The sequence below is a fragment of the Dickeya poaceiphila genome, assembly GCF_007858975.2.
Taxonomy (GTDB): domain Bacteria; phylum Pseudomonadota; class Gammaproteobacteria; order Enterobacterales; family Enterobacteriaceae; genus Dickeya; species Dickeya poaceiphila.
The window spans coordinates 1,977,156-1,996,065 of sequence record NZ_CP042220.2 but is presented as its reverse complement, the minus strand read 5'-3'; the positions used below and the strand labels follow the sequence as shown (position 1 = coordinate 1,996,065).

13 protein-coding genes and 3 pseudogenes are annotated in these 18,910 nt (G+C 61.4%); 6 read left to right on the top strand and 10 right to left on the bottom strand.

Features of this window, described 5'->3' with window-relative positions:
* Positions 1–212: 212 nt before the first annotated feature.
* Both xerC (Dpoa569_RS08850) and Dpoa569_RS08845 read right to left on the bottom strand, forming a co-directional pair.
* A complete protein-coding gene (xerC, locus tag Dpoa569_RS08850; protein ID WP_042870641.1) occupies positions 213–1,322 on the bottom strand; it encodes a site-specific tyrosine recombinase XerC in 1,110 nt (369 codons plus the stop codon).
* A pseudogene (locus Dpoa569_RS08845) lies at positions 1,309–4,454 on the bottom strand (CHC2 zinc finger domain-containing protein). Before Dpoa569_RS08845 ends, xerC (Dpoa569_RS08850) begins: the two are co-directional and overlap by 14 nt.
* Positions 4,455–4,586: 132 nt before the next feature.
* Between Dpoa569_RS08845 and Dpoa569_RS08840 the strand changes: the two are divergent.
* Positions 4,587–4,931 carry a helix-turn-helix domain-containing protein gene (locus tag Dpoa569_RS08840; RefSeq protein ID WP_042873912.1) on the top strand — a complete coding sequence of 115 codons (345 nt, stop codon included), beginning with the start codon at positions 4,587–4,589 and terminating at the stop codon, positions 4,929–4,931.
* 77 nt (positions 4,932–5,008) lie between these two features.
* The gene (locus Dpoa569_RS08835; protein ID WP_042870643.1) at positions 5,009–5,233 is read left to right on the top strand and encodes a SymE family type I addiction module toxin; all 225 of its coding nucleotides are present in this window, start codon (positions 5,009–5,011) and stop codon (positions 5,231–5,233) included.
* 38 nt (positions 5,234–5,271) lie between these two features.
* Here Dpoa569_RS08835 and Dpoa569_RS08830 read toward each other — a convergent pair whose 3' ends face one another.
* The gene (locus Dpoa569_RS08830; protein WP_164837102.1) at positions 5,272–5,568 is read right to left on the bottom strand and encodes a contact-dependent growth inhibition system immunity protein; all 297 of its coding nucleotides are present in this window, start codon (positions 5,566–5,568) and stop codon (positions 5,272–5,274) included.
* The gene (locus tag Dpoa569_RS08825) at positions 5,565–6,482 is read right to left on the bottom strand and encodes an RNase A-like domain-containing protein (protein ID WP_146411250.1); all 918 of its coding nucleotides are present in this window, start codon (positions 6,480–6,482) and stop codon (positions 5,565–5,567) included. Before Dpoa569_RS08825 ends, Dpoa569_RS08830 begins: the two co-directional genes overlap by 4 nt.
* A gap of 498 nt (positions 6,483–6,980) precedes the next feature.
* Between Dpoa569_RS08825 and Dpoa569_RS19580 the strand changes: the two genes are divergently transcribed.
* Entirely contained in the window at positions 6,981–7,157 is a 177-nt protein-coding gene (locus tag Dpoa569_RS19580; RefSeq protein WP_227983169.1) for a hypothetical protein, read from the top strand.
* 244 nt (positions 7,158–7,401) lie between these two features.
* On the opposite strand, the gene xerC (Dpoa569_RS08815) is transcribed toward Dpoa569_RS19580, so the two are convergent.
* A complete protein-coding gene (gene xerC, locus Dpoa569_RS08815) occupies positions 7,402–8,511 on the bottom strand; it encodes a site-specific tyrosine recombinase XerC (protein ID WP_042870641.1) in 1,110 nt (369 codons plus the stop codon).
* Positions 8,498–11,643: pseudogene (locus Dpoa569_RS08810) on the bottom strand (CHC2 zinc finger domain-containing protein). The gene xerC (Dpoa569_RS08815) and the pseudogene Dpoa569_RS08810 overlap by 14 nt, the downstream one beginning before the upstream one ends.
* A gap of 132 nt (positions 11,644–11,775) precedes the next feature.
* Between Dpoa569_RS08810 and Dpoa569_RS08805 the strand changes: the two are divergent.
* Both Dpoa569_RS08805 and Dpoa569_RS08800 read left to right on the top strand, forming a co-directional pair.
* Positions 11,776–12,120, top strand: coding sequence for a helix-turn-helix domain-containing protein (locus Dpoa569_RS08805; RefSeq protein WP_042873912.1), 345 nt, complete (start codon positions 11,776–11,778; stop codon positions 12,118–12,120).
* Positions 12,121–12,197: 77 nt separating this feature from the next.
* Positions 12,198–12,422, top strand: coding sequence for a SymE family type I addiction module toxin (locus Dpoa569_RS08800; RefSeq protein WP_042870643.1), 225 nt, complete (start codon positions 12,198–12,200; stop codon positions 12,420–12,422).
* Between the two features lie 38 nt (positions 12,423–12,460).
* Here Dpoa569_RS08800 and Dpoa569_RS08795 read toward each other — a convergent pair whose 3' ends face one another.
* Together Dpoa569_RS08795 and Dpoa569_RS08790 are read right to left on the bottom strand one after the other, a co-directional pair.
* Positions 12,461–12,757: a contact-dependent growth inhibition system immunity protein gene (locus tag Dpoa569_RS08795; RefSeq protein ID WP_164837102.1), complete on the bottom strand. Its 297-nt coding sequence runs from the start codon at positions 12,755–12,757 to the stop codon at positions 12,461–12,463.
* Positions 12,754–13,671: an RNase A-like domain-containing protein gene (locus Dpoa569_RS08790; RefSeq protein ID WP_146411250.1), complete on the bottom strand. Its 918-nt coding sequence runs from the start codon at positions 13,669–13,671 to the stop codon at positions 12,754–12,756. Before Dpoa569_RS08790 ends, Dpoa569_RS08795 begins: the two co-directional genes overlap by 4 nt.
* Before the next feature lie 498 nt (positions 13,672–14,169).
* On the opposite strand from Dpoa569_RS08790, the gene Dpoa569_RS19575 reads away from it, so the two are divergent.
* Positions 14,170–14,346, top strand: coding sequence for a hypothetical protein (locus tag Dpoa569_RS19575; RefSeq protein WP_227983169.1), 177 nt, complete (start codon positions 14,170–14,172; stop codon positions 14,344–14,346).
* 244 nt (positions 14,347–14,590) lie between these two features.
* Here Dpoa569_RS19575 and xerC (Dpoa569_RS08780) read toward each other — a convergent pair whose 3' ends face one another.
* Both xerC (Dpoa569_RS08780) and Dpoa569_RS08775 read right to left on the bottom strand, forming a co-directional pair.
* On the bottom strand, positions 14,591–15,700 hold the full coding sequence (gene xerC, locus Dpoa569_RS08780; protein ID WP_042870641.1) for a site-specific tyrosine recombinase XerC: 1,110 nt from the start codon (positions 15,698–15,700) through the stop codon (positions 14,591–14,593).
* A pseudogene (locus Dpoa569_RS08775) lies at positions 15,687–18,832 on the bottom strand (CHC2 zinc finger domain-containing protein). Before Dpoa569_RS08775 ends, xerC (Dpoa569_RS08780) begins: the two are co-directional and overlap by 14 nt.
* Positions 18,833–18,910 lie beyond the last annotated feature (78 nt).

Below are 18,910 nucleotides of genomic sequence, written 5' to 3'. Positions count from 1 at the left end.
GTTTACCCTGCCACCACCGGCAGGCGGCGAGCTTCGTATAATCCCCCGCATTATGTTGAACGGCTGACCGGCCAGCCGCCGGGTTGACAGGGAGCACCGCCGCCCAACGCTGGCCGGGCGGACGTTTACCCCCGCCCGCGACCTGGCATGACGGCAGTCAGCCCCACGGGCTGTCTGCCGAACCCGCTCCCGCCGCACTCAACCGGAGAGCGCTAACTTTGCGGGCTGTCCGGCAACACAGGTGTGTCGTCCGGCTCCGGGGTGTCCGGCTGCTCTGCCGCCATCAGGTCAGCCGGCAGCCCGGTTTCATCACTGTCCGGCTGCTCCGCCGGATGGGTACTCGCATGGACCGCCTGCAACGCCCGGATGCTCACCTGCGTGTAGATTTGCGTGCTCTCCACGCTCGCGTGGCCCAGCATCGCCTGTATCCACCGCAGGTCCGCCCCGTTCTCCAGCATCTGTGTCGCCATCGCGTGACGGAACAGGTGGCAGCTTCCCCATTTCGCTATCCCCGATGCTTTGATGTAATGGCTGACCAGATTGGTGATGCCGTTCGGCGTCAGTCCTTCCACGCCGTCCAGTGCCACGAACAGCGCCGGGCAGTGCGGATTCACCAGCAGTTGCGGCCTCACCTCACACACATAGCGCGCTATCCACCCTAACGCCCGTTTGCCGACCGGGATAACCCGGTCCTTCTTTCCCTTGCCCTGCACGATGGTCACGATATGGCGGCTCGCGTCCACGCTGTACACCTCCAGCACCGCCACTTCACCCCGCCGTATCCCGGTTGACCACAGCAGCTCCATCAGCGCCCGGTCACGGATGCCCTGAAGCGTGGTCAGGTCCGGCAACGCCAGCACCTGCTCCACATCCGCCACGCTCAGGATATGACGCGGCAGCCGCTTTTCCAGACGCGGCAACACCAGACCCGACGCCGGGTCGGCCAGCAGCAGATGATGGCGGGTCATCCAGCCGAACCACACCACCAGTGGCCCCAGCTGGCTGCGCTGCGTCCGGGTGCTCAGTGGCTCCCCGTTCGGTTTGCGGTACTGGTACAGGTGACGCTGATAGTGCTCCAGTATCGGTAAGGTGATGTCCCGGCCATAGTGCAGCCCGCGCTCCGCCGCCCACAGGATGAACCGGTACTGATGATGGGTTTGCGTCTTCAGCGTGGTCTCCGACCAGTTCCGCTCCCGACGCCACGCCACGAACCGCAGCAGCAGCGCATACAGGCTTTTCGGGTCACTGGCCGGGCCGATGGGTTTTCTGTAGACCTCATCCACCGTCAGCAGCGCATCGGCACGGGGTTTACGGTTGGCCATGTGTCACCCCCGCGCTCTCAACCGGCGTATCGCCGACCGCAGGCAGCGGCGCAGATGGCGATTTTCTTTTCCCCCTGATCACTGTGTTCGGCTTCACCCCGACCGGTCGGCATTGCCCTCAGCCACGCCGTTTTTACTCGCAGGCAGCGGCACGGCAGGCGATTTTTCTTTTCCCCTGATTACCGCGTCTGGCTCAGACCCGACCGCTTTTGCCGTCAGCCCTTGTGCCGTCTGGCCTGACGCCGGTTTTTCACTCTCCGACTGGTTGCCGACCACACCCCGACCGGGGGCCGACTGAGTGACCTCCAGCCCCGACCGGTCGGCATTGCCTTCTGTCTCCGGGGTCGCGTCTTCCACCTCCAGCAGCCCGCACAGGTGCGCCCCGCCGTTGTCGTCACCGTCCCACAGCAGCCCGTATTCATACATCAGACCGCGCCGGAACAGCAGCAGGTATTCCATTTCCAGCAGCCTGCCAAGGTGGATTTTCAGTTGCGTGTCACCCCAGCCCAGCGCTGCCCGCACCTCCCGCCGCGTGAACCGTATCTCGTCCGCCTTCACCGCCTGCCCCTGCGCCCGCTCCTGTACCCAGCCCTTCAGCCACACCAGCAGCTTGCGCGTCTGCGGCGGCATTTCGTCCAGTGTCCGGCCCAGCACCTCGTGGGCCAGCTGATTGGCCAGCGCGATATCGCCTTTTTCCACCTCGATATACTCGATGACCTGCCCCCGGTGCGTTACCCGCTTCACTTCACGCTGGTACTGATGCAACAGCGCGATGGCCTGGATTAACGTCAGGTACTTCATATGGTCGCGCCGGGTGCGGGTTTTATCACTCAGGAACGTCAGCCGGTCGGCATACGGATTCACCACCTTCAGCGGCCGTAACAGCCGCTGTGCGTTCTGGTGTAGCCGGGTCAGATACTGCTTTTCTGAAGACTGAAGCAGCCCGGCCAGCGTCTGCCCGTGGCGTTGCATCGCGTGGATGGCCTGCGTCTGCTCTCTGGATTCGTTCACCGTCAACACCAGACAGCGGTTCAGCAGCTCTTCGTCCACGTCGCTGGCCGTGGTGGTCAGCATCAGCATCACCGGCCCCTGTACCTTGTATTCCCGCGTCACCAGTTCGCCGCTCTGCTCGTTCTTGCCGGTACTGGCGATTTTCAGTTCCCCGTCCGACTGGAGCAACTTGAGGGCATACGCCGCCTGCCGCACGCCTTCTTCCTCGGCTATCGCCAGTATCTTGTGCTGTAACGAGGTCTCGCCAAGGTAATACAGGCTCTGCCCGGTCATCGCGCTGTACTGGATACGCTCTTCCTCCGGCATCATCCCCAGCACCGCGTCCATCAGCGACGATTTCCCCGCCGCACTGGATGACTGGATAAGCACGGCCAGCGGCTTATCCAGCTTGCGCGACGTCGCCGCCAGATACCCGGTCAGCAGATTGGTGCTTTCCCCCACCACCCCGCAGGCCGCGAGGTCGTCCACGATACGCGCCGCAAGGTCCGGGGACTTGAGTAACGCCAGTGCGTCCGCTTCCTCTTCCGCGCTGACCGTGACCGCCGGAGCGCGTTCAGCCTGCTCTGCCGCCTGCCGCACGTCATCCTGCTTTTGCTCCAGCATCAGCAGCACCCGGCCGCACTCGCGCTTGATAACCGACGCGTCACAGCCCAGTTCTGCCGCGGCCGCCGCCACATAGCCCTGACGCTGCCGCGAGCTGTACAGGTCCAGACTGTCCACATACAGCGCGCCGGTTGACGCGTCCCGCACCTGCACGTTGACCTTCATCACGTCCTGTACGGTGTTTTTCTGCCAGCCGCGCACCCGCCACACCCGTGGGCCGTGAGTCAGCAGCAGGTCGCCGGACGCGGTTAACTCGCCTGCCACCGTCGGTGCCGGTACGCCCGCCGGGGCGGCTAAGGAAGAAGGTTCACGCTCGCCACTCACCGGCATGTCACGGGAGAACACCACCCCCGGCCCGGTTCCCTGACCCATCCACGCTGCCTGCTCCAGTGCCAGCCCTAATGCGCTTTCCGGGCTGCCACTGTTCAGCGCATAGGCATTCGCATCCAGCCCCGGCGGGAACCGCACCCGCCACGCCTCGATACCCGCTTCCAGCAGCTCCGCCGCCACGCTGTCCGCGCCCCGGTCGCCCGCCTCATCACGGTCATAGGCTATCTGCACCCGCTTCACGCCGTGATACTGCAACGCCGCCAGATGGTCAGCGGTAAAGCCGTTGGCCCCGTAAGCGGTGGTCACGTTGCGGAACCCGGCACACCAGAACGTCATCGCATCGATCAGCGACTCGCACAGGATGACCTCTGACGACGCCTTCAGGGCGTCCTCGTTCCACACCCCGGCCAGCGGCGACGGCAGATACAGGTGCTTCGGCGAGCCTTTGAGGATTTTGTGGTCCGGCTGCACCCGCCGCCCGTACAACTGCATCACCCGGCCCCGCTGCGCCACATTCGCCGACTCCGCCCAGCCGATAACCGGCATCACCACGCAGCCCCGGAAGTGGTCCTGTCTGGTGGCCGCGCGCAGCACCCCCAGCCCGGCCAGTTTCTCACGCAGCCGCTTTCCCTCGTGGCTCGACGAGGACGGCAGCAGCCCCGCGCTGCCGCCGATACCGTGATGACCGGCAAACCCCAGCCGGAAGTGGCTTACCAGTTCCGGGTGCGTCAGACCACGACTGACCAGCCACTGCTGCGCCTCCGGGCTGTTGAGCAGGCTCTGGTGGTAGAACTGGATAACCTGATTCAGCAGCGCCTGACCGTCATCATCCAGATCGGCGAGTCTGGTACGGGCCACCGCCGGCGAGGCGGGGACAGGGACGGCGGCTAAAAAAGATGGATTGCCGGCCAGCTCCCGCAGCCGCAGCAGCGTTTGCGGGTAGGTCAGCCGCTCGGTGTGTTGCAGCCAGTCCAGCACCGACCCCGACGCCCCGCAGCCGAAGCAGTGGTACAGGTTCTTCGACGGCGTGATGACGCAGGACGGCGTGTTTTCCTGATGGAACGGGCACCGGCAGACATAGCTGTCCGCCCCCTGCTTTTTCAGTGTATGCCCCTGAGACTGCGCCACGGCCCGCAGCGACACCCCGCGTTTCAGTTGCTCCAGCTCTGCCGGTGTCAGTCGTCCCATTTCCGCTGCTCCTGTCAAAAACCCGTCAAGATTCTATTGTGCGTCATTTTAGTATCCGATATGCTACCTCTGTCAAGCACGCTTTATACGGAGGTTAAGATGACGGGATTCTTCTCTCACTGGTTGATGTCCATGAGCGTTTCCACGCGTTTAGCTCATATCCGTAAGCGTAAAGGTTTGACTCAGCAGGCTCTCGCCGATGCTGTTGGCCTGCATGTCACGCAGATTAAGCGTTACGAGGCCGGAACCTCTCAGCCTTCACTTGAAGCGATTAAGAAGATTGCGCAGACCCTGCGTGTTACCACGGATTCGCTGATTTTTGACGAAGGGGAACTGGCTCCCGATGCCGATCTGGCATTGCAGTTTCAGGCCATTGCCAACATGGCACCTGAACAGCAACAGGTGATTAAACAACTGCTTGAAGGGATGATTATCAAGTATGAAGCTGAACGATGGTCATCAAAGATGAAGGGATAACAACGAGTTAACGCGGTAACAGCGGGTGGCACCCCACTGTTACCGCTCACCACAAGCAACTAAACGAGGTAGTTACTATGGCTGGACGCGATTCTAAGTCAGAACCCCGCGCAACTGAAGTAAAAGAACCCCAACGGCATTACACCGTCGGCTACGCCCCCAATGGCATGAAGGGTAACCCGCCGCCACAGCTCACGCTCAAGGGCCGCTGGCTGGAAGATCTCGGCTTCAACACCGGCCAGCCCGTTATCGTCACCGTGGAGCGCGGGCGGCTGGTGATTGAGGCGGAGATTAGGATCTAACTGGTAAAAGAAGATCCCGGCGCGGGGCCGGGATCGTTTCAATCTATTTTTTTACATATATGCTCGAACCAATCTTTAGCCGTTCGCCACTCATTAGGATAGTAATAAGAACAGTCAATTTTATTCAATATAATATCTTCTAACTCGCTATCATCTAAGGAAAGAGCTAACAAGTTGTTAATTTCTTCCCTTAAACAAAGACGCTCATCTTCATTTTCTGTAGATATATATGCATCCAATGCCCCATCAGCACTACCGAATAGCACTTCAAAGTCTTGATTAAGATAGCATCTCAAAAAATATGAGAGAGATGGATATTTATCTATTATATTCATGGTGTTGGATATCCCGTTACTATTCTATAACCAGTAGGCATTGATGGATCTCTTGCTATTACGATCCTAGCGTTTGTTACTTGAGTTGCTGATGGCGCACCTCGTGAAACACTAATGCCTATAGGTGACGATGATTGATAGTCAATTTCTAAATACGCTTTTTGGCTACCAGATAAATAGTCTCTGATTTTAGATTGGTTGCCATCAATAGCCCTACTTGTGACAGCTTCGGCTGTAGCCCTGTCAGTAAACGAAGATGCCGTTTTAACATTTCCGGTAGACACTCGATTTAATAACTCCGCTTCAGTTTTCCCAACATGCCTATCGATCAGATGACCGCCCGCTGCTTCATGAGCAGCTAAACCCCCACCCGGTACAATAGGGCTATTTTGCCCAGTAGTAACTGACTCTTTAGATGTTGCTTTGGAAATCCCTCCGGCAACTCCCGCAGCCGATGCGATCGCTGCGTGGCCCATCACATTGGTGATTTCCGCCGAGACCTCCGCCGAACCACCCATTGTCTGCGCACGATGCAACGACAGGTTTATCTGTGAATCCAATTCCGTCAAAGCGCTACGGGCTGCAATCCACTCTTTTTGCTCCGCCTCGCTTAACGAGCCAACCCCTTGTGTACGTGCTTTTTCTGCCAGTGCCGCTTCCTGCTGGCTGTACTCTGCACGCATGGACTTCAGCCCCTGCTCAACTGTGTAACAGTCCGCCGCGCTGGAACAGGTTTCTACCCGCTGCCGCTGTTCATCCGATTCCGGCCCAAACTCCCGACGAACCTCCGCAACACAAGCTTTGTCGCCATTACAGGCAGCCAGTTTCTCGTAACGCTCCTGACTGCGTTTGGCAGACAAAAGGTTATTCTCCACAACAACTTCTTCCGTTGCGAAGTCAGCCGACGAACTCACTTTTTCCCTGTGCGGTCAGTCGGTTACAGCCGGTTTTCCCTGAGGCGTTTCGATACCCGGACACCGAAGCCCCGATACGCGGTTTTGGCCCCCGACACGCTACCGCCCTGCCGTGGATTTTGCCTGCAACCCCCGCATCATAGCAGCGGCGGCAGCCGCTGCCATCCGCTGTCTGGGGTTTGGTTTTTTAGGGGCCGGTTTGGGGTTTCATCGCAACCCGTGACGGGGCCACAGCTTGCCTGTGGCGCCGGCGTGGGTTCTGCCGGTGCGGACGGCACAGAGTCCGCAAGCGACGCCCTGCGGCGCTCTGTCGCGCCGACGGTTAAGGCGAAGAGGCACCTGCATGACCACGCCACACCGGGGCGGGGGCGAAGGCTGGCCGGCACGGGAACGAGCAAGGAGGGAACCGACTGCGAGCCGTGACGGACAGATGCAGCGGGTGGGCATGAAGCCCTTCAGCGGAGGCCCGACGGGCCGACTTCTTCCTGGGGGTTGGGGTTGAGGATAACGCGAGGGGGATACCGGATGACGTCGGGACTCAACGCCGACGCCGGTGTTTCCGGCGACACCAGCGGCCAGGAAGCCGAAGAACGCACACCGGAGCAGACAGCGGAAGGCGAAGCCTTGCGCGCCGCGCCCAACCCGCGCTGCCGGTGGCGGGGGCGCAAGACATAATGCGGATTATACGATACGAGCCGCACACCACCGTTTACCCTGCCACCACCGGCAGGCGGCGAGCTTCGTATAATCCCCCGCATTATGTTGAACGGCTGACCGGCCAGCCGCCGGGTTGACAGGGAGCACCGCCGCCCAACGCTGGCCGGGCGGACGTTTACCCCCGCCCGCGACCTGGCATGACGGCAGTCAGCCCCACGGGCTGTCTGCCGAACCCGCTCCCGCCGCACTCAACCGGAGAGCGCTAACTTTGCGGGCTGTCCGGCAACACAGGTGTGTCGTCCGGCTCCGGGGTGTCCGGCTGCTCTGCCGCCATCAGGTCAGCCGGCAGCCCGGTTTCATCACTGTCCGGCTGCTCCGCCGGATGGGTACTCGCATGGACCGCCTGCAACGCCCGGATGCTCACCTGCGTGTAGATTTGCGTGCTCTCCACGCTCGCGTGGCCCAGCATCGCCTGTATCCACCGCAGGTCCGCCCCGTTCTCCAGCATCTGTGTCGCCATCGCGTGACGGAACAGGTGGCAGCTTCCCCATTTCGCTATCCCCGATGCTTTGATGTAATGGCTGACCAGATTGGTGATGCCGTTCGGCGTCAGTCCTTCCACGCCGTCCAGTGCCACGAACAGCGCCGGGCAGTGCGGATTCACCAGCAGTTGCGGCCTCACCTCACACACATAGCGCGCTATCCACCCTAACGCCCGTTTGCCGACCGGGATAACCCGGTCCTTCTTTCCCTTGCCCTGCACGATGGTCACGATATGGCGGCTCGCGTCCACGCTGTACACCTCCAGCACCGCCACTTCACCCCGCCGTATCCCGGTTGACCACAGCAGCTCCATCAGCGCCCGGTCACGGATGCCCTGAAGCGTGGTCAGGTCCGGCAACGCCAGCACCTGCTCCACATCCGCCACGCTCAGGATATGACGCGGCAGCCGCTTTTCCAGACGCGGCAACACCAGACCCGACGCCGGGTCGGCCAGCAGCAGATGATGGCGGGTCATCCAGCCGAACCACACCACCAGTGGCCCCAGCTGGCTGCGCTGCGTCCGGGTGCTCAGTGGCTCCCCGTTCGGTTTGCGGTACTGGTACAGGTGACGCTGATAGTGCTCCAGTATCGGTAAGGTGATGTCCCGGCCATAGTGCAGCCCGCGCTCCGCCGCCCACAGGATGAACCGGTACTGATGATGGGTTTGCGTCTTCAGCGTGGTCTCCGACCAGTTCCGCTCCCGACGCCACGCCACGAACCGCAGCAGCAGCGCATACAGGCTTTTCGGGTCACTGGCCGGGCCGATGGGTTTTCTGTAGACCTCATCCACCGTCAGCAGCGCATCGGCACGGGGTTTACGGTTGGCCATGTGTCACCCCCGCGCTCTCAACCGGCGTATCGCCGACCGCAGGCAGCGGCGCAGATGGCGATTTTCTTTTCCCCCTGATCACTGTGTTCGGCTTCACCCCGACCGGTCGGCATTGCCCTCAGCCACGCCGTTTTTACTCGCAGGCAGCGGCACGGCAGGCGATTTTTCTTTTCCCCTGATTACCGCGTCTGGCTCAGACCCGACCGCTTTTGCCGTCAGCCCTTGTGCCGTCTGGCCTGACGCCGGTTTTTCACTCTCCGACTGGTTGCCGACCACACCCCGACCGGGGGCCGACTGAGTGACCTCCAGCCCCGACCGGTCGGCATTGCCTTCTGTCTCCGGGGTCGCGTCTTCCACCTCCAGCAGCCCGCACAGGTGCGCCCCGCCGTTGTCGTCACCGTCCCACAGCAGCCCGTATTCATACATCAGACCGCGCCGGAACAGCAGCAGGTATTCCATTTCCAGCAGCCTGCCAAGGTGGATTTTCAGTTGCGTGTCACCCCAGCCCAGCGCTGCCCGCACCTCCCGCCGCGTGAACCGTATCTCGTCCGCCTTCACCGCCTGCCCCTGCGCCCGCTCCTGTACCCAGCCCTTCAGCCACACCAGCAGCTTGCGCGTCTGCGGCGGCATTTCGTCCAGTGTCCGGCCCAGCACCTCGTGGGCCAGCTGATTGGCCAGCGCGATATCGCCTTTTTCCACCTCGATATACTCGATGACCTGCCCCCGGTGCGTTACCCGCTTCACTTCACGCTGGTACTGATGCAACAGCGCGATGGCCTGGATTAACGTCAGGTACTTCATATGGTCGCGCCGGGTGCGGGTTTTATCACTCAGGAACGTCAGCCGGTCGGCATACGGATTCACCACCTTCAGCGGCCGTAACAGCCGCTGTGCGTTCTGGTGTAGCCGGGTCAGATACTGCTTTTCTGAAGACTGAAGCAGCCCGGCCAGCGTCTGCCCGTGGCGTTGCATCGCGTGGATGGCCTGCGTCTGCTCTCTGGATTCGTTCACCGTCAACACCAGACAGCGGTTCAGCAGCTCTTCGTCCACGTCGCTGGCCGTGGTGGTCAGCATCAGCATCACCGGCCCCTGTACCTTGTATTCCCGCGTCACCAGTTCGCCGCTCTGCTCGTTCTTGCCGGTACTGGCGATTTTCAGTTCCCCGTCCGACTGGAGCAACTTGAGGGCATACGCCGCCTGCCGCACGCCTTCTTCCTCGGCTATCGCCAGTATCTTGTGCTGTAACGAGGTCTCGCCAAGGTAATACAGGCTCTGCCCGGTCATCGCGCTGTACTGGATACGCTCTTCCTCCGGCATCATCCCCAGCACCGCGTCCATCAGCGACGATTTCCCCGCCGCACTGGATGACTGGATAAGCACGGCCAGCGGCTTATCCAGCTTGCGCGACGTCGCCGCCAGATACCCGGTCAGCAGATTGGTGCTTTCCCCCACCACCCCGCAGGCCGCGAGGTCGTCCACGATACGCGCCGCAAGGTCCGGGGACTTGAGTAACGCCAGTGCGTCCGCTTCCTCTTCCGCGCTGACCGTGACCGCCGGAGCGCGTTCAGCCTGCTCTGCCGCCTGCCGCACGTCATCCTGCTTTTGCTCCAGCATCAGCAGCACCCGGCCGCACTCGCGCTTGATAACCGACGCGTCACAGCCCAGTTCTGCCGCGGCCGCCGCCACATAGCCCTGACGCTGCCGCGAGCTGTACAGGTCCAGACTGTCCACATACAGCGCGCCGGTTGACGCGTCCCGCACCTGCACGTTGACCTTCATCACGTCCTGTACGGTGTTTTTCTGCCAGCCGCGCACCCGCCACACCCGTGGGCCGTGAGTCAGCAGCAGGTCGCCGGACGCGGTTAACTCGCCTGCCACCGTCGGTGCCGGTACGCCCGCCGGGGCGGCTAAGGAAGAAGGTTCACGCTCGCCACTCACCGGCATGTCACGGGAGAACACCACCCCCGGCCCGGTTCCCTGACCCATCCACGCTGCCTGCTCCAGTGCCAGCCCTAATGCGCTTTCCGGGCTGCCACTGTTCAGCGCATAGGCATTCGCATCCAGCCCCGGCGGGAACCGCACCCGCCACGCCTCGATACCCGCTTCCAGCAGCTCCGCCGCCACGCTGTCCGCGCCCCGGTCGCCCGCCTCATCACGGTCATAGGCTATCTGCACCCGCTTCACGCCGTGATACTGCAACGCCGCCAGATGGTCAGCGGTAAAGCCGTTGGCCCCGTAAGCGGTGGTCACGTTGCGGAACCCGGCACACCAGAACGTCATCGCATCGATCAGCGACTCGCACAGGATGACCTCTGACGACGCCTTCAGGGCGTCCTCGTTCCACACCCCGGCCAGCGGCGACGGCAGATACAGGTGCTTCGGCGAGCCTTTGAGGATTTTGTGGTCCGGCTGCACCCGCCGCCCGTACAACTGCATCACCCGGCCCCGCTGCGCCACATTCGCCGACTCCGCCCAGCCGATAACCGGCATCACCACGCAGCCCCGGAAGTGGTCCTGTCTGGTGGCCGCGCGCAGCACCCCCAGCCCGGCCAGTTTCTCACGCAGCCGCTTTCCCTCGTGGCTCGACGAGGACGGCAGCAGCCCCGCGCTGCCGCCGATACCGTGATGACCGGCAAACCCCAGCCGGAAGTGGCTTACCAGTTCCGGGTGCGTCAGACCACGACTGACCAGCCACTGCTGCGCCTCCGGGCTGTTGAGCAGGCTCTGGTGGTAGAACTGGATAACCTGATTCAGCAGCGCCTGACCGTCATCATCCAGATCGGCGAGTCTGGTACGGGCCACCGCCGGCGAGGCGGGGACAGGGACGGCGGCTAAAAAAGATGGATTGCCGGCCAGCTCCCGCAGCCGCAGCAGCGTTTGCGGGTAGGTCAGCCGCTCGGTGTGTTGCAGCCAGTCCAGCACCGACCCCGACGCCCCGCAGCCGAAGCAGTGGTACAGGTTCTTCGACGGCGTGATGACGCAGGACGGCGTGTTTTCCTGATGGAACGGGCACCGGCAGACATAGCTGTCCGCCCCCTGCTTTTTCAGTGTATGCCCCTGAGACTGCGCCACGGCCCGCAGCGACACCCCGCGTTTCAGTTGCTCCAGCTCTGCCGGTGTCAGTCGTCCCATTTCCGCTGCTCCTGTCAAAAACCCGTCAAGATTCTATTGTGCGTCATTTTAGTATCCGATATGCTACCTCTGTCAAGCACGCTTTATACGGAGGTTAAGATGACGGGATTCTTCTCTCACTGGTTGATGTCCATGAGCGTTTCCACGCGTTTAGCTCATATCCGTAAGCGTAAAGGTTTGACTCAGCAGGCTCTCGCCGATGCTGTTGGCCTGCATGTCACGCAGATTAAGCGTTACGAGGCCGGAACCTCTCAGCCTTCACTTGAAGCGATTAAGAAGATTGCGCAGACCCTGCGTGTTACCACGGATTCGCTGATTTTTGACGAAGGGGAACTGGCTCCCGATGCCGATCTGGCATTGCAGTTTCAGGCCATTGCCAACATGGCACCTGAACAGCAACAGGTGATTAAACAACTGCTTGAAGGGATGATTATCAAGTATGAAGCTGAACGATGGTCATCAAAGATGAAGGGATAACAACGAGTTAACGCGGTAACAGCGGGTGGCACCCCACTGTTACCGCTCACCACAAGCAACTAAACGAGGTAGTTACTATGGCTGGACGCGATTCTAAGTCAGAACCCCGCGCAACTGAAGTAAAAGAACCCCAACGGCATTACACCGTCGGCTACGCCCCCAATGGCATGAAGGGTAACCCGCCGCCACAGCTCACGCTCAAGGGCCGCTGGCTGGAAGATCTCGGCTTCAACACCGGCCAGCCCGTTATCGTCACCGTGGAGCGCGGGCGGCTGGTGATTGAGGCGGAGATTAGGATCTAACTGGTAAAAGAAGATCCCGGCGCGGGGCCGGGATCGTTTCAATCTATTTTTTTACATATATGCTCGAACCAATCTTTAGCCGTTCGCCACTCATTAGGATAGTAATAAGAACAGTCAATTTTATTCAATATAATATCTTCTAACTCGCTATCATCTAAGGAAAGAGCTAACAAGTTGTTAATTTCTTCCCTTAAACAAAGACGCTCATCTTCATTTTCTGTAGATATATATGCATCCAATGCCCCATCAGCACTACCGAATAGCACTTCAAAGTCTTGATTAAGATAGCATCTCAAAAAATATGAGAGAGATGGATATTTATCTATTATATTCATGGTGTTGGATATCCCGTTACTATTCTATAACCAGTAGGCATTGATGGATCTCTTGCTATTACGATCCTAGCGTTTGTTACTTGAGTTGCTGATGGCGCACCTCGTGAAACACTAATGCCTATAGGTGACGATGATTGATAGTCAATTTCTAAATACGCTTTTTGGCTACCAGATAAATAGTCTCTGATTTTAGATTGGTTGCCATCAATAGCCCTACTTGTGACAGCTTCGGCTGTAGCCCTGTCAGTAAACGAAGATGCCGTTTTAACATTTCCGGTAGACACTCGATTTAATAACTCCGCTTCAGTTTTCCCAACATGCCTATCGATCAGATGACCGCCCGCTGCTTCATGAGCAGCTAAACCCCCACCCGGTACAATAGGGCTATTTTGCCCAGTAGTAACTGACTCTTTAGATGTTGCTTTGGAAATCCCTCCGGCAACTCCCGCAGCCGATGCGATCGCTGCGTGGCCCATCACATTGGTGATTTCCGCCGAGACCTCCGCCGAACCACCCATTGTCTGCGCACGATGCAACGACAGGTTTATCTGTGAATCCAATTCCGTCAAAGCGCTACGGGCTGCAATCCACTCTTTTTGCTCCGCCTCGCTTAACGAGCCAACCCCTTGTGTACGTGCTTTTTCTGCCAGTGCCGCTTCCTGCTGGCTGTACTCTGCACGCATGGACTTCAGCCCCTGCTCAACTGTGTAACAGTCCGCCGCGCTGGAACAGGTTTCTACCCGCTGCCGCTGTTCATCCGATTCCGGCCCAAACTCCCGACGAACCTCCGCAACACAAGCTTTGTCGCCATTACAGGCAGCCAGTTTCTCGTAACGCTCCTGACTGCGTTTGGCAGACAAAAGGTTATTCTCCACAACAACTTCTTCCGTTGCGAAGTCAGCCGACGAACTCACTTTTTCCCTGTGCGGTCAGTCGGTTACAGCCGGTTTTCCCTGAGGCGTTTCGATACCCGGACACCGAAGCCCCGATACGCGGTTTTGGCCCCCGACACGCTACCGCCCTGCCGTGGATTTTGCCTGCAACCCCCGCATCATAGCAGCGGCGGCAGCCGCTGCCATCCGCTGTCTGGGGTTTGGTTTTTTAGGGGCCGGTTTGGGGTTTCATCGCAACCCGTGACGGGGCCACAGCTTGCCTGTGGCGCCGGCGTGGGTTCTGCCGGTGCGGACGGCACAGAGTCCGCAAGCGACGCCCTGCGGCGCTCTGTCGCGCCGACGGTTAAGGCGAAGAGGCACCTGCATGACCACGCCACACCGGGGCGGGGGCGAAGGCTGGCCGGCACGGGAACGAGCAAGGAGGGAACCGACTGCGAGCCGTGACGGACAGATGCAGCGGGTGGGCATGAAGCCCTTCAGCGGAGGCCCGACGGGCCGACTTCTTCCTGGGGGTTGGGGTTGAGGATAACGCGAGGGGGATACCGGATGACGTCGGGACTCAACGCCGACGCCGGTGTTTCCGGCGACACCAGCGGCCAGGAAGCCGAAGAACGCACACCGGAGCAGACAGCGGAAGGCGAAGCCTTGCGCGCCGCGCCCAACCCGCGCTGCCGGTGGCGGGGGCGCAAGACATAATGCGGATTATACGATACGAGCCGCACACCACCGTTTACCCTGCCACCACCGGCAGGCGGCGAGCTTCGTATAATCCCCCGCATTATGTTGAACGGCTGACCGGCCAGCCGCCGGGTTGACAGGGAGCACCGCCGCCCAACGCTGGCCGGGCGGACGTTTACCCCCGCCCGCGACCTGGCATGACGGCAGTCAGCCCCACGGGCTGTCTGCCGAACCCGCTCCCGCCGCACTCAACCGGAGAGCGCTAACTTTGCGGGCTGTCCGGCAACACAGGTGTGTCGTCCGGCTCCGGGGTGTCCGGCTGCTCTGCCGCCATCAGGTCAGCCGGCAGCCCGGTTTCATCACTGTCCGGCTGCTCCGCCGGATGGGTACTCGCATGGACCGCCTGCAACGCCCGGATGCTCACCTGCGTGTAGATTTGCGTGCTCTCCACGCTCGCGTGGCCCAGCATCGCCTGTATCCACCGCAGGTCCGCCCCGTTCTCCAGCATCTGTGTCGCCATCGCGTGACGGAACAGGTGGCAGCTTCCCCATTTCGCTATCCCCGATGCTTTGATGTAATGGCTGACCAGATTGGTGATGCCGTTCGGCGTCAGTCCTTCCACGCCGTCCAGTGCCACGAACAGCGCCGGGCAGTGCGGATTCACCAGCAGTTGCGGCCTCACCTCACACACATAGCGCGCTATCCACCCTAACGCCCGTTTGCCGACCGGGATAACCCGGTCCTTCTTTCCCTTGCCCTGCACGATGGTCACGATATGGCGGCTCGCGTCCACGCTGTACACCTCCAGCACCGCCACTTCACCCCGCCGTATCCCGGTTGACCACAGCAGCTCCATCAGCGCCCGGTCACGGATGCCCTGAAGCGTGGTCAGGTCCGGCAACGCCAGCACCTGCTCCACATCCGCCACGCTCAGGATATGACGCGGCAGCCGCTTTTCCAGACGCGGCAACACCAGACCCGACGCCGGGTCGGCCAGCAGCAGATGATGGCGGGTCATCCAGCCGAACCACACCACCAGTGGCCCCAGCTGGCTGCGCTGCGTCCGGGTGCTCAGTGGCTCCCCGTTCGGTTTGCGGTACTGGTACAGGTGACGCTGATAGTGCTCCAGTATCGGTAAGGTGATGTCCCGGCCATAGTGCAGCCCGCGCTCCGCCGCCCACAGGATGAACCGGTACTGATGATGGGTTTGCGTCTTCAGCGTGGTCTCCGACCAGTTCCGCTCCCGACGCCACGCCACGAACCGCAGCAGCAGCGCATACAGGCTTTTCGGGTCACTGGCCGGGCCGATGGGTTTTCTGTAGACCTCATCCACCGTCAGCAGCGCATCGGCACGGGGTTTACGGTTGGCCATGTGTCACCCCCGCGCTCTCAACCGGCGTATCGCCGACCGCAGGCAGCGGCGCAGATGGCGATTTTCTTTTCCCCCTGATCACTGTGTTCGGCTTCACCCCGACCGGTCGGCATTGCCCTCAGCCACGCCGTTTTTACTCGCAGGCAGCGGCACGGCAGGCGATTTTTCTTTTCCCCTGATTACCGCGTCTGGCTCAGACCCGACCGCTTTTGCCGTCAGCCCTTGTGCCGTCTGGCCTGACGCCGGTTTTTCACTCTCCGACTGGTTGCCGACCACACCCCGACCGGGGGCCGACTGAGTGACCTCCAGCCCCGACCGGTCGGCATTGCCTTCTGTCTCCGGGGTCGCGTCTTCCACCTCCAGCAGCCCGCACAGGTGCGCCCCGCCGTTGTCGTCACCGTCCCACAGCAGCCCGTATTCATACATCAGACCGCGCCGGAACAGCAGCAGGTATTCCATTTCCAGCAGCCTGCCAAGGTGGATTTTCAGTTGCGTGTCACCCCAGCCCAGCGCTGCCCGCACCTCCCGCCGCGTGAACCGTATCTCGTCCGCCTTCACCGCCTGCCCCTGCGCCCGCTCCTGTACCCAGCCCTTCAGCCACACCAGCAGCTTGCGCGTCTGCGGCGGCATTTCGTCCAGTGTCCGGCCCAGCACCTCGTGGGCCAGCTGATTGGCCAGCGCGATATCGCCTTTTTCCACCTCGATATACTCGATGACCTGCCCCCGGTGCGTTACCCGCTTCACTTCACGCTGGTACTGATGCAACAGCGCGATGGCCTGGATTAACGTCAGGTACTTCATATGGTCGCGCCGGGTGCGGGTTTTATCACTCAGGAACGTCAGCCGGTCGGCATACGGATTCACCACCTTCAGCGGCCGTAACAGCCGCTGTGCGTTCTGGTGTAGCCGGGTCAGATACTGCTTTTCTGAAGACTGAAGCAGCCCGGCCAGCGTCTGCCCGTGGCGTTGCATCGCGTGGATGGCCTGCGTCTGCTCTCTGGATTCGTTCACCGTCAACACCAGACAGCGGTTCAGCAGCTCTTCGTCCACGTCGCTGGCCGTGGTGGTCAGCATCAGCATCACCGGCCCCTGTACCTTGTATTCCCGCGTCACCAGTTCGCCGCTCTGCTCGTTCTTGCCGGTACTGGCGATTTTCAGTTCCCCGTCCGACTGGAGCAACTTGAGGGCATACGCCGCCTGCCGCACGCCTTCTTCCTCGGCTATCGCCAGTATCTTGTGCTGTAACGAGGTCTCGCCAAGGTAATACAGGCTCTGCCCGGTCATCGCGCTGTACTGGATACGCTCTTCCTCCGGCATCATCCCCAGCACCGCGTCCATCAGCGACGATTTCCCCGCCGCACTGGATGACTGGATAAGCACGGCCAGCGGCTTATCCAGCTTGCGCGACGTCGCCGCCAGATACCCGGTCAGCAGATTGGTGCTTTCCCCCACCACCCCGCAGGCCGCGAGGTCGTCCACGATACGCGCCGCAAGGTCCGGGGACTTGAGTAACGCCAGTGCGTCCGCTTCCTCTTCCGCGCTGACCGTGACCGCCGGAGCGCGTTCAGCCTGCTCTGCCGCCTGCCGCACGTCATCCTGCTTTTGCTCCAGCATCAGCAGCACCCGGCCGCACTCGCGCTTGATAACCGACGCGTCACAGCCCAGTTCTGCCGCGGCCGCCGCCACATAGCCCTGACGCTGCCGCGAGCTGTACAGGTCCAGACTGTCCACATACAGCGCGCCGGTTGACGCGTCCCGCACCTGCACGTTGACCTTCATCACGTCCTGTACGGTGTTTTTCTGCCAGCCGCGCACCCGCCACACCCGTGGGCCGTGAGTCAGCAGCAGGTCGCCGGACGCGGTTAACTCGCCTGCCACCGTCGGTGCCGGTACGCCCGCCGGGGCGGCTAAGGAAGAAGGTTCACGCTCGCCACTCACCGGCATGTCACGGGAGAACACCACCCCCGGCCCGGTTCCCTGACCCATCCACGCTGCCTGCTCCAGTGCCAGCCCTAATGCGCTTTCCGGGCTGCCACTGTTCAGCGCATAGGCATTCGCATCCAGCCCCGGCGGGAACCGCACCCGCCACGCCTCGATACCCGCTTCCAGCAGCTCCGCCGCCACGCTGTCCGCGCCCCGGTCGCCCGCCTCATCACGGTCATAGGCTATCTGCACCCGCTTCACGCCGTGATACTGCAACGCCGCCAGATGGTCAGCGGTAAAGCCGTTGGCCCCGTAAGCGGTGGTCACGTTGCGGAACCCGGCACACCAGAACGTCATCGCATCGATCAGCGACTCGCACAGGATGACCTCTGACGACGCCTTCAGGGCGTCCTCGTTCCACACCCCGGCCAGCGGCGACGGCAGATACAGGTGCTTCGGCGAGCCTTTGAGGATTTTGTGGTCCGGCTGCACCCGCCGCCCGTACAACTGCATCACCCGGCCCCGCTGCGCCACATTCGCCGACTCCGCCCAGCCGATAACCGGCATCACCACGCAGCCCCGGAAGTGGTCCTGTCTGGTGGCCGCGCGCAGCACCCCCAGCCCGGCCAGTTTCTCACGCAGCCGCTTTCCCTCGTGGCTCGACGAGGACGGCAGCAGCCCCGCGCTGCCGCCGATACCGTGATGACCGGCAAACCCCAGCCGGAAGTGGCTTACCAGTTCCGGGTGCGTCAGACCACGACTGACCAGCCACTGCTGCGCCTCCGGGCTGTTGAGCAGGCTCTGGTGGTAGAACTGGATAACCTGATTCAGCAGCGCCTGACCGTCATCATCCAGATCGGCGAGTCTGGTACGGGCCACCGCCGGCGAGGCGGGGACAGGGACGGCGGCTAAAAAAGATGGATTGCCGGCCAGCTCCCGCAGCCGCAGCAGCGTTTGCGGGTAGGTCAGCCGCTCGGTGTGTTGCAGCCAGTCCAGCACCGACCCCGACGCCCCGCAGCCGAAGCAGTGGTACAGGTTCTTCGACGGCGTGATGACGCAGGACGGCGTGTTTTCCTGATGGAACGGGCACCGGCAGACATAGCTGTCCGCCCCCTGCTTTTTCAGTGTATGCCCCTGAGACTGCGCCACGGCCCGCAGCGACACCCCGCGTTTCAGTTGCTCCAGCTCTGCCGGTGTCAGTCGTCCCATTTCCGCTGCTCCTGTCAAAAACCCGTCAAGATTCTATTGTGCGTCATTTTAGTATCCGATATGCTACCTCTGTCAAGC

What these genes read in the sequence shown, in the direction of transcription:
- Dpoa569_RS08800 (WP_042870643.1), top strand. Translation starts at nt 12,198, where the DNA reads ATGGCTGGACGCGATTCTAAGTCAGAACCCCGCGCAACTGAAGTAAAA.
- xerC (WP_042870641.1), bottom strand. Translation starts at nt 1,322, where the DNA reads ATGGCCAACCGTAAACCCCGTGCCGATGCGCTGCTGACGGTGGATGAG.
- Dpoa569_RS08835 (WP_042870643.1), top strand. Translation starts at nt 5,009, where the DNA reads ATGGCTGGACGCGATTCTAAGTCAGAACCCCGCGCAACTGAAGTAAAA.
- Dpoa569_RS08840 (WP_042873912.1), top strand. Translation starts at nt 4,587, where the DNA reads ATGAGCGTTTCCACGCGTTTAGCTCATATCCGTAAGCGTAAAGGTTTG.
- Dpoa569_RS08795 (WP_164837102.1), bottom strand. Translation starts at nt 12,757, where the DNA reads ATGAATATAATAGATAAATATCCATCTCTCTCATATTTTTTGAGATGC.
- Dpoa569_RS08805 (WP_042873912.1), top strand. Translation starts at nt 11,776, where the DNA reads ATGAGCGTTTCCACGCGTTTAGCTCATATCCGTAAGCGTAAAGGTTTG.
- xerC (WP_042870641.1), bottom strand. Translation starts at nt 8,511, where the DNA reads ATGGCCAACCGTAAACCCCGTGCCGATGCGCTGCTGACGGTGGATGAG.
- Dpoa569_RS08830 (WP_164837102.1), bottom strand. Translation starts at nt 5,568, where the DNA reads ATGAATATAATAGATAAATATCCATCTCTCTCATATTTTTTGAGATGC.
- xerC (WP_042870641.1), bottom strand. Translation starts at nt 15,700, where the DNA reads ATGGCCAACCGTAAACCCCGTGCCGATGCGCTGCTGACGGTGGATGAG.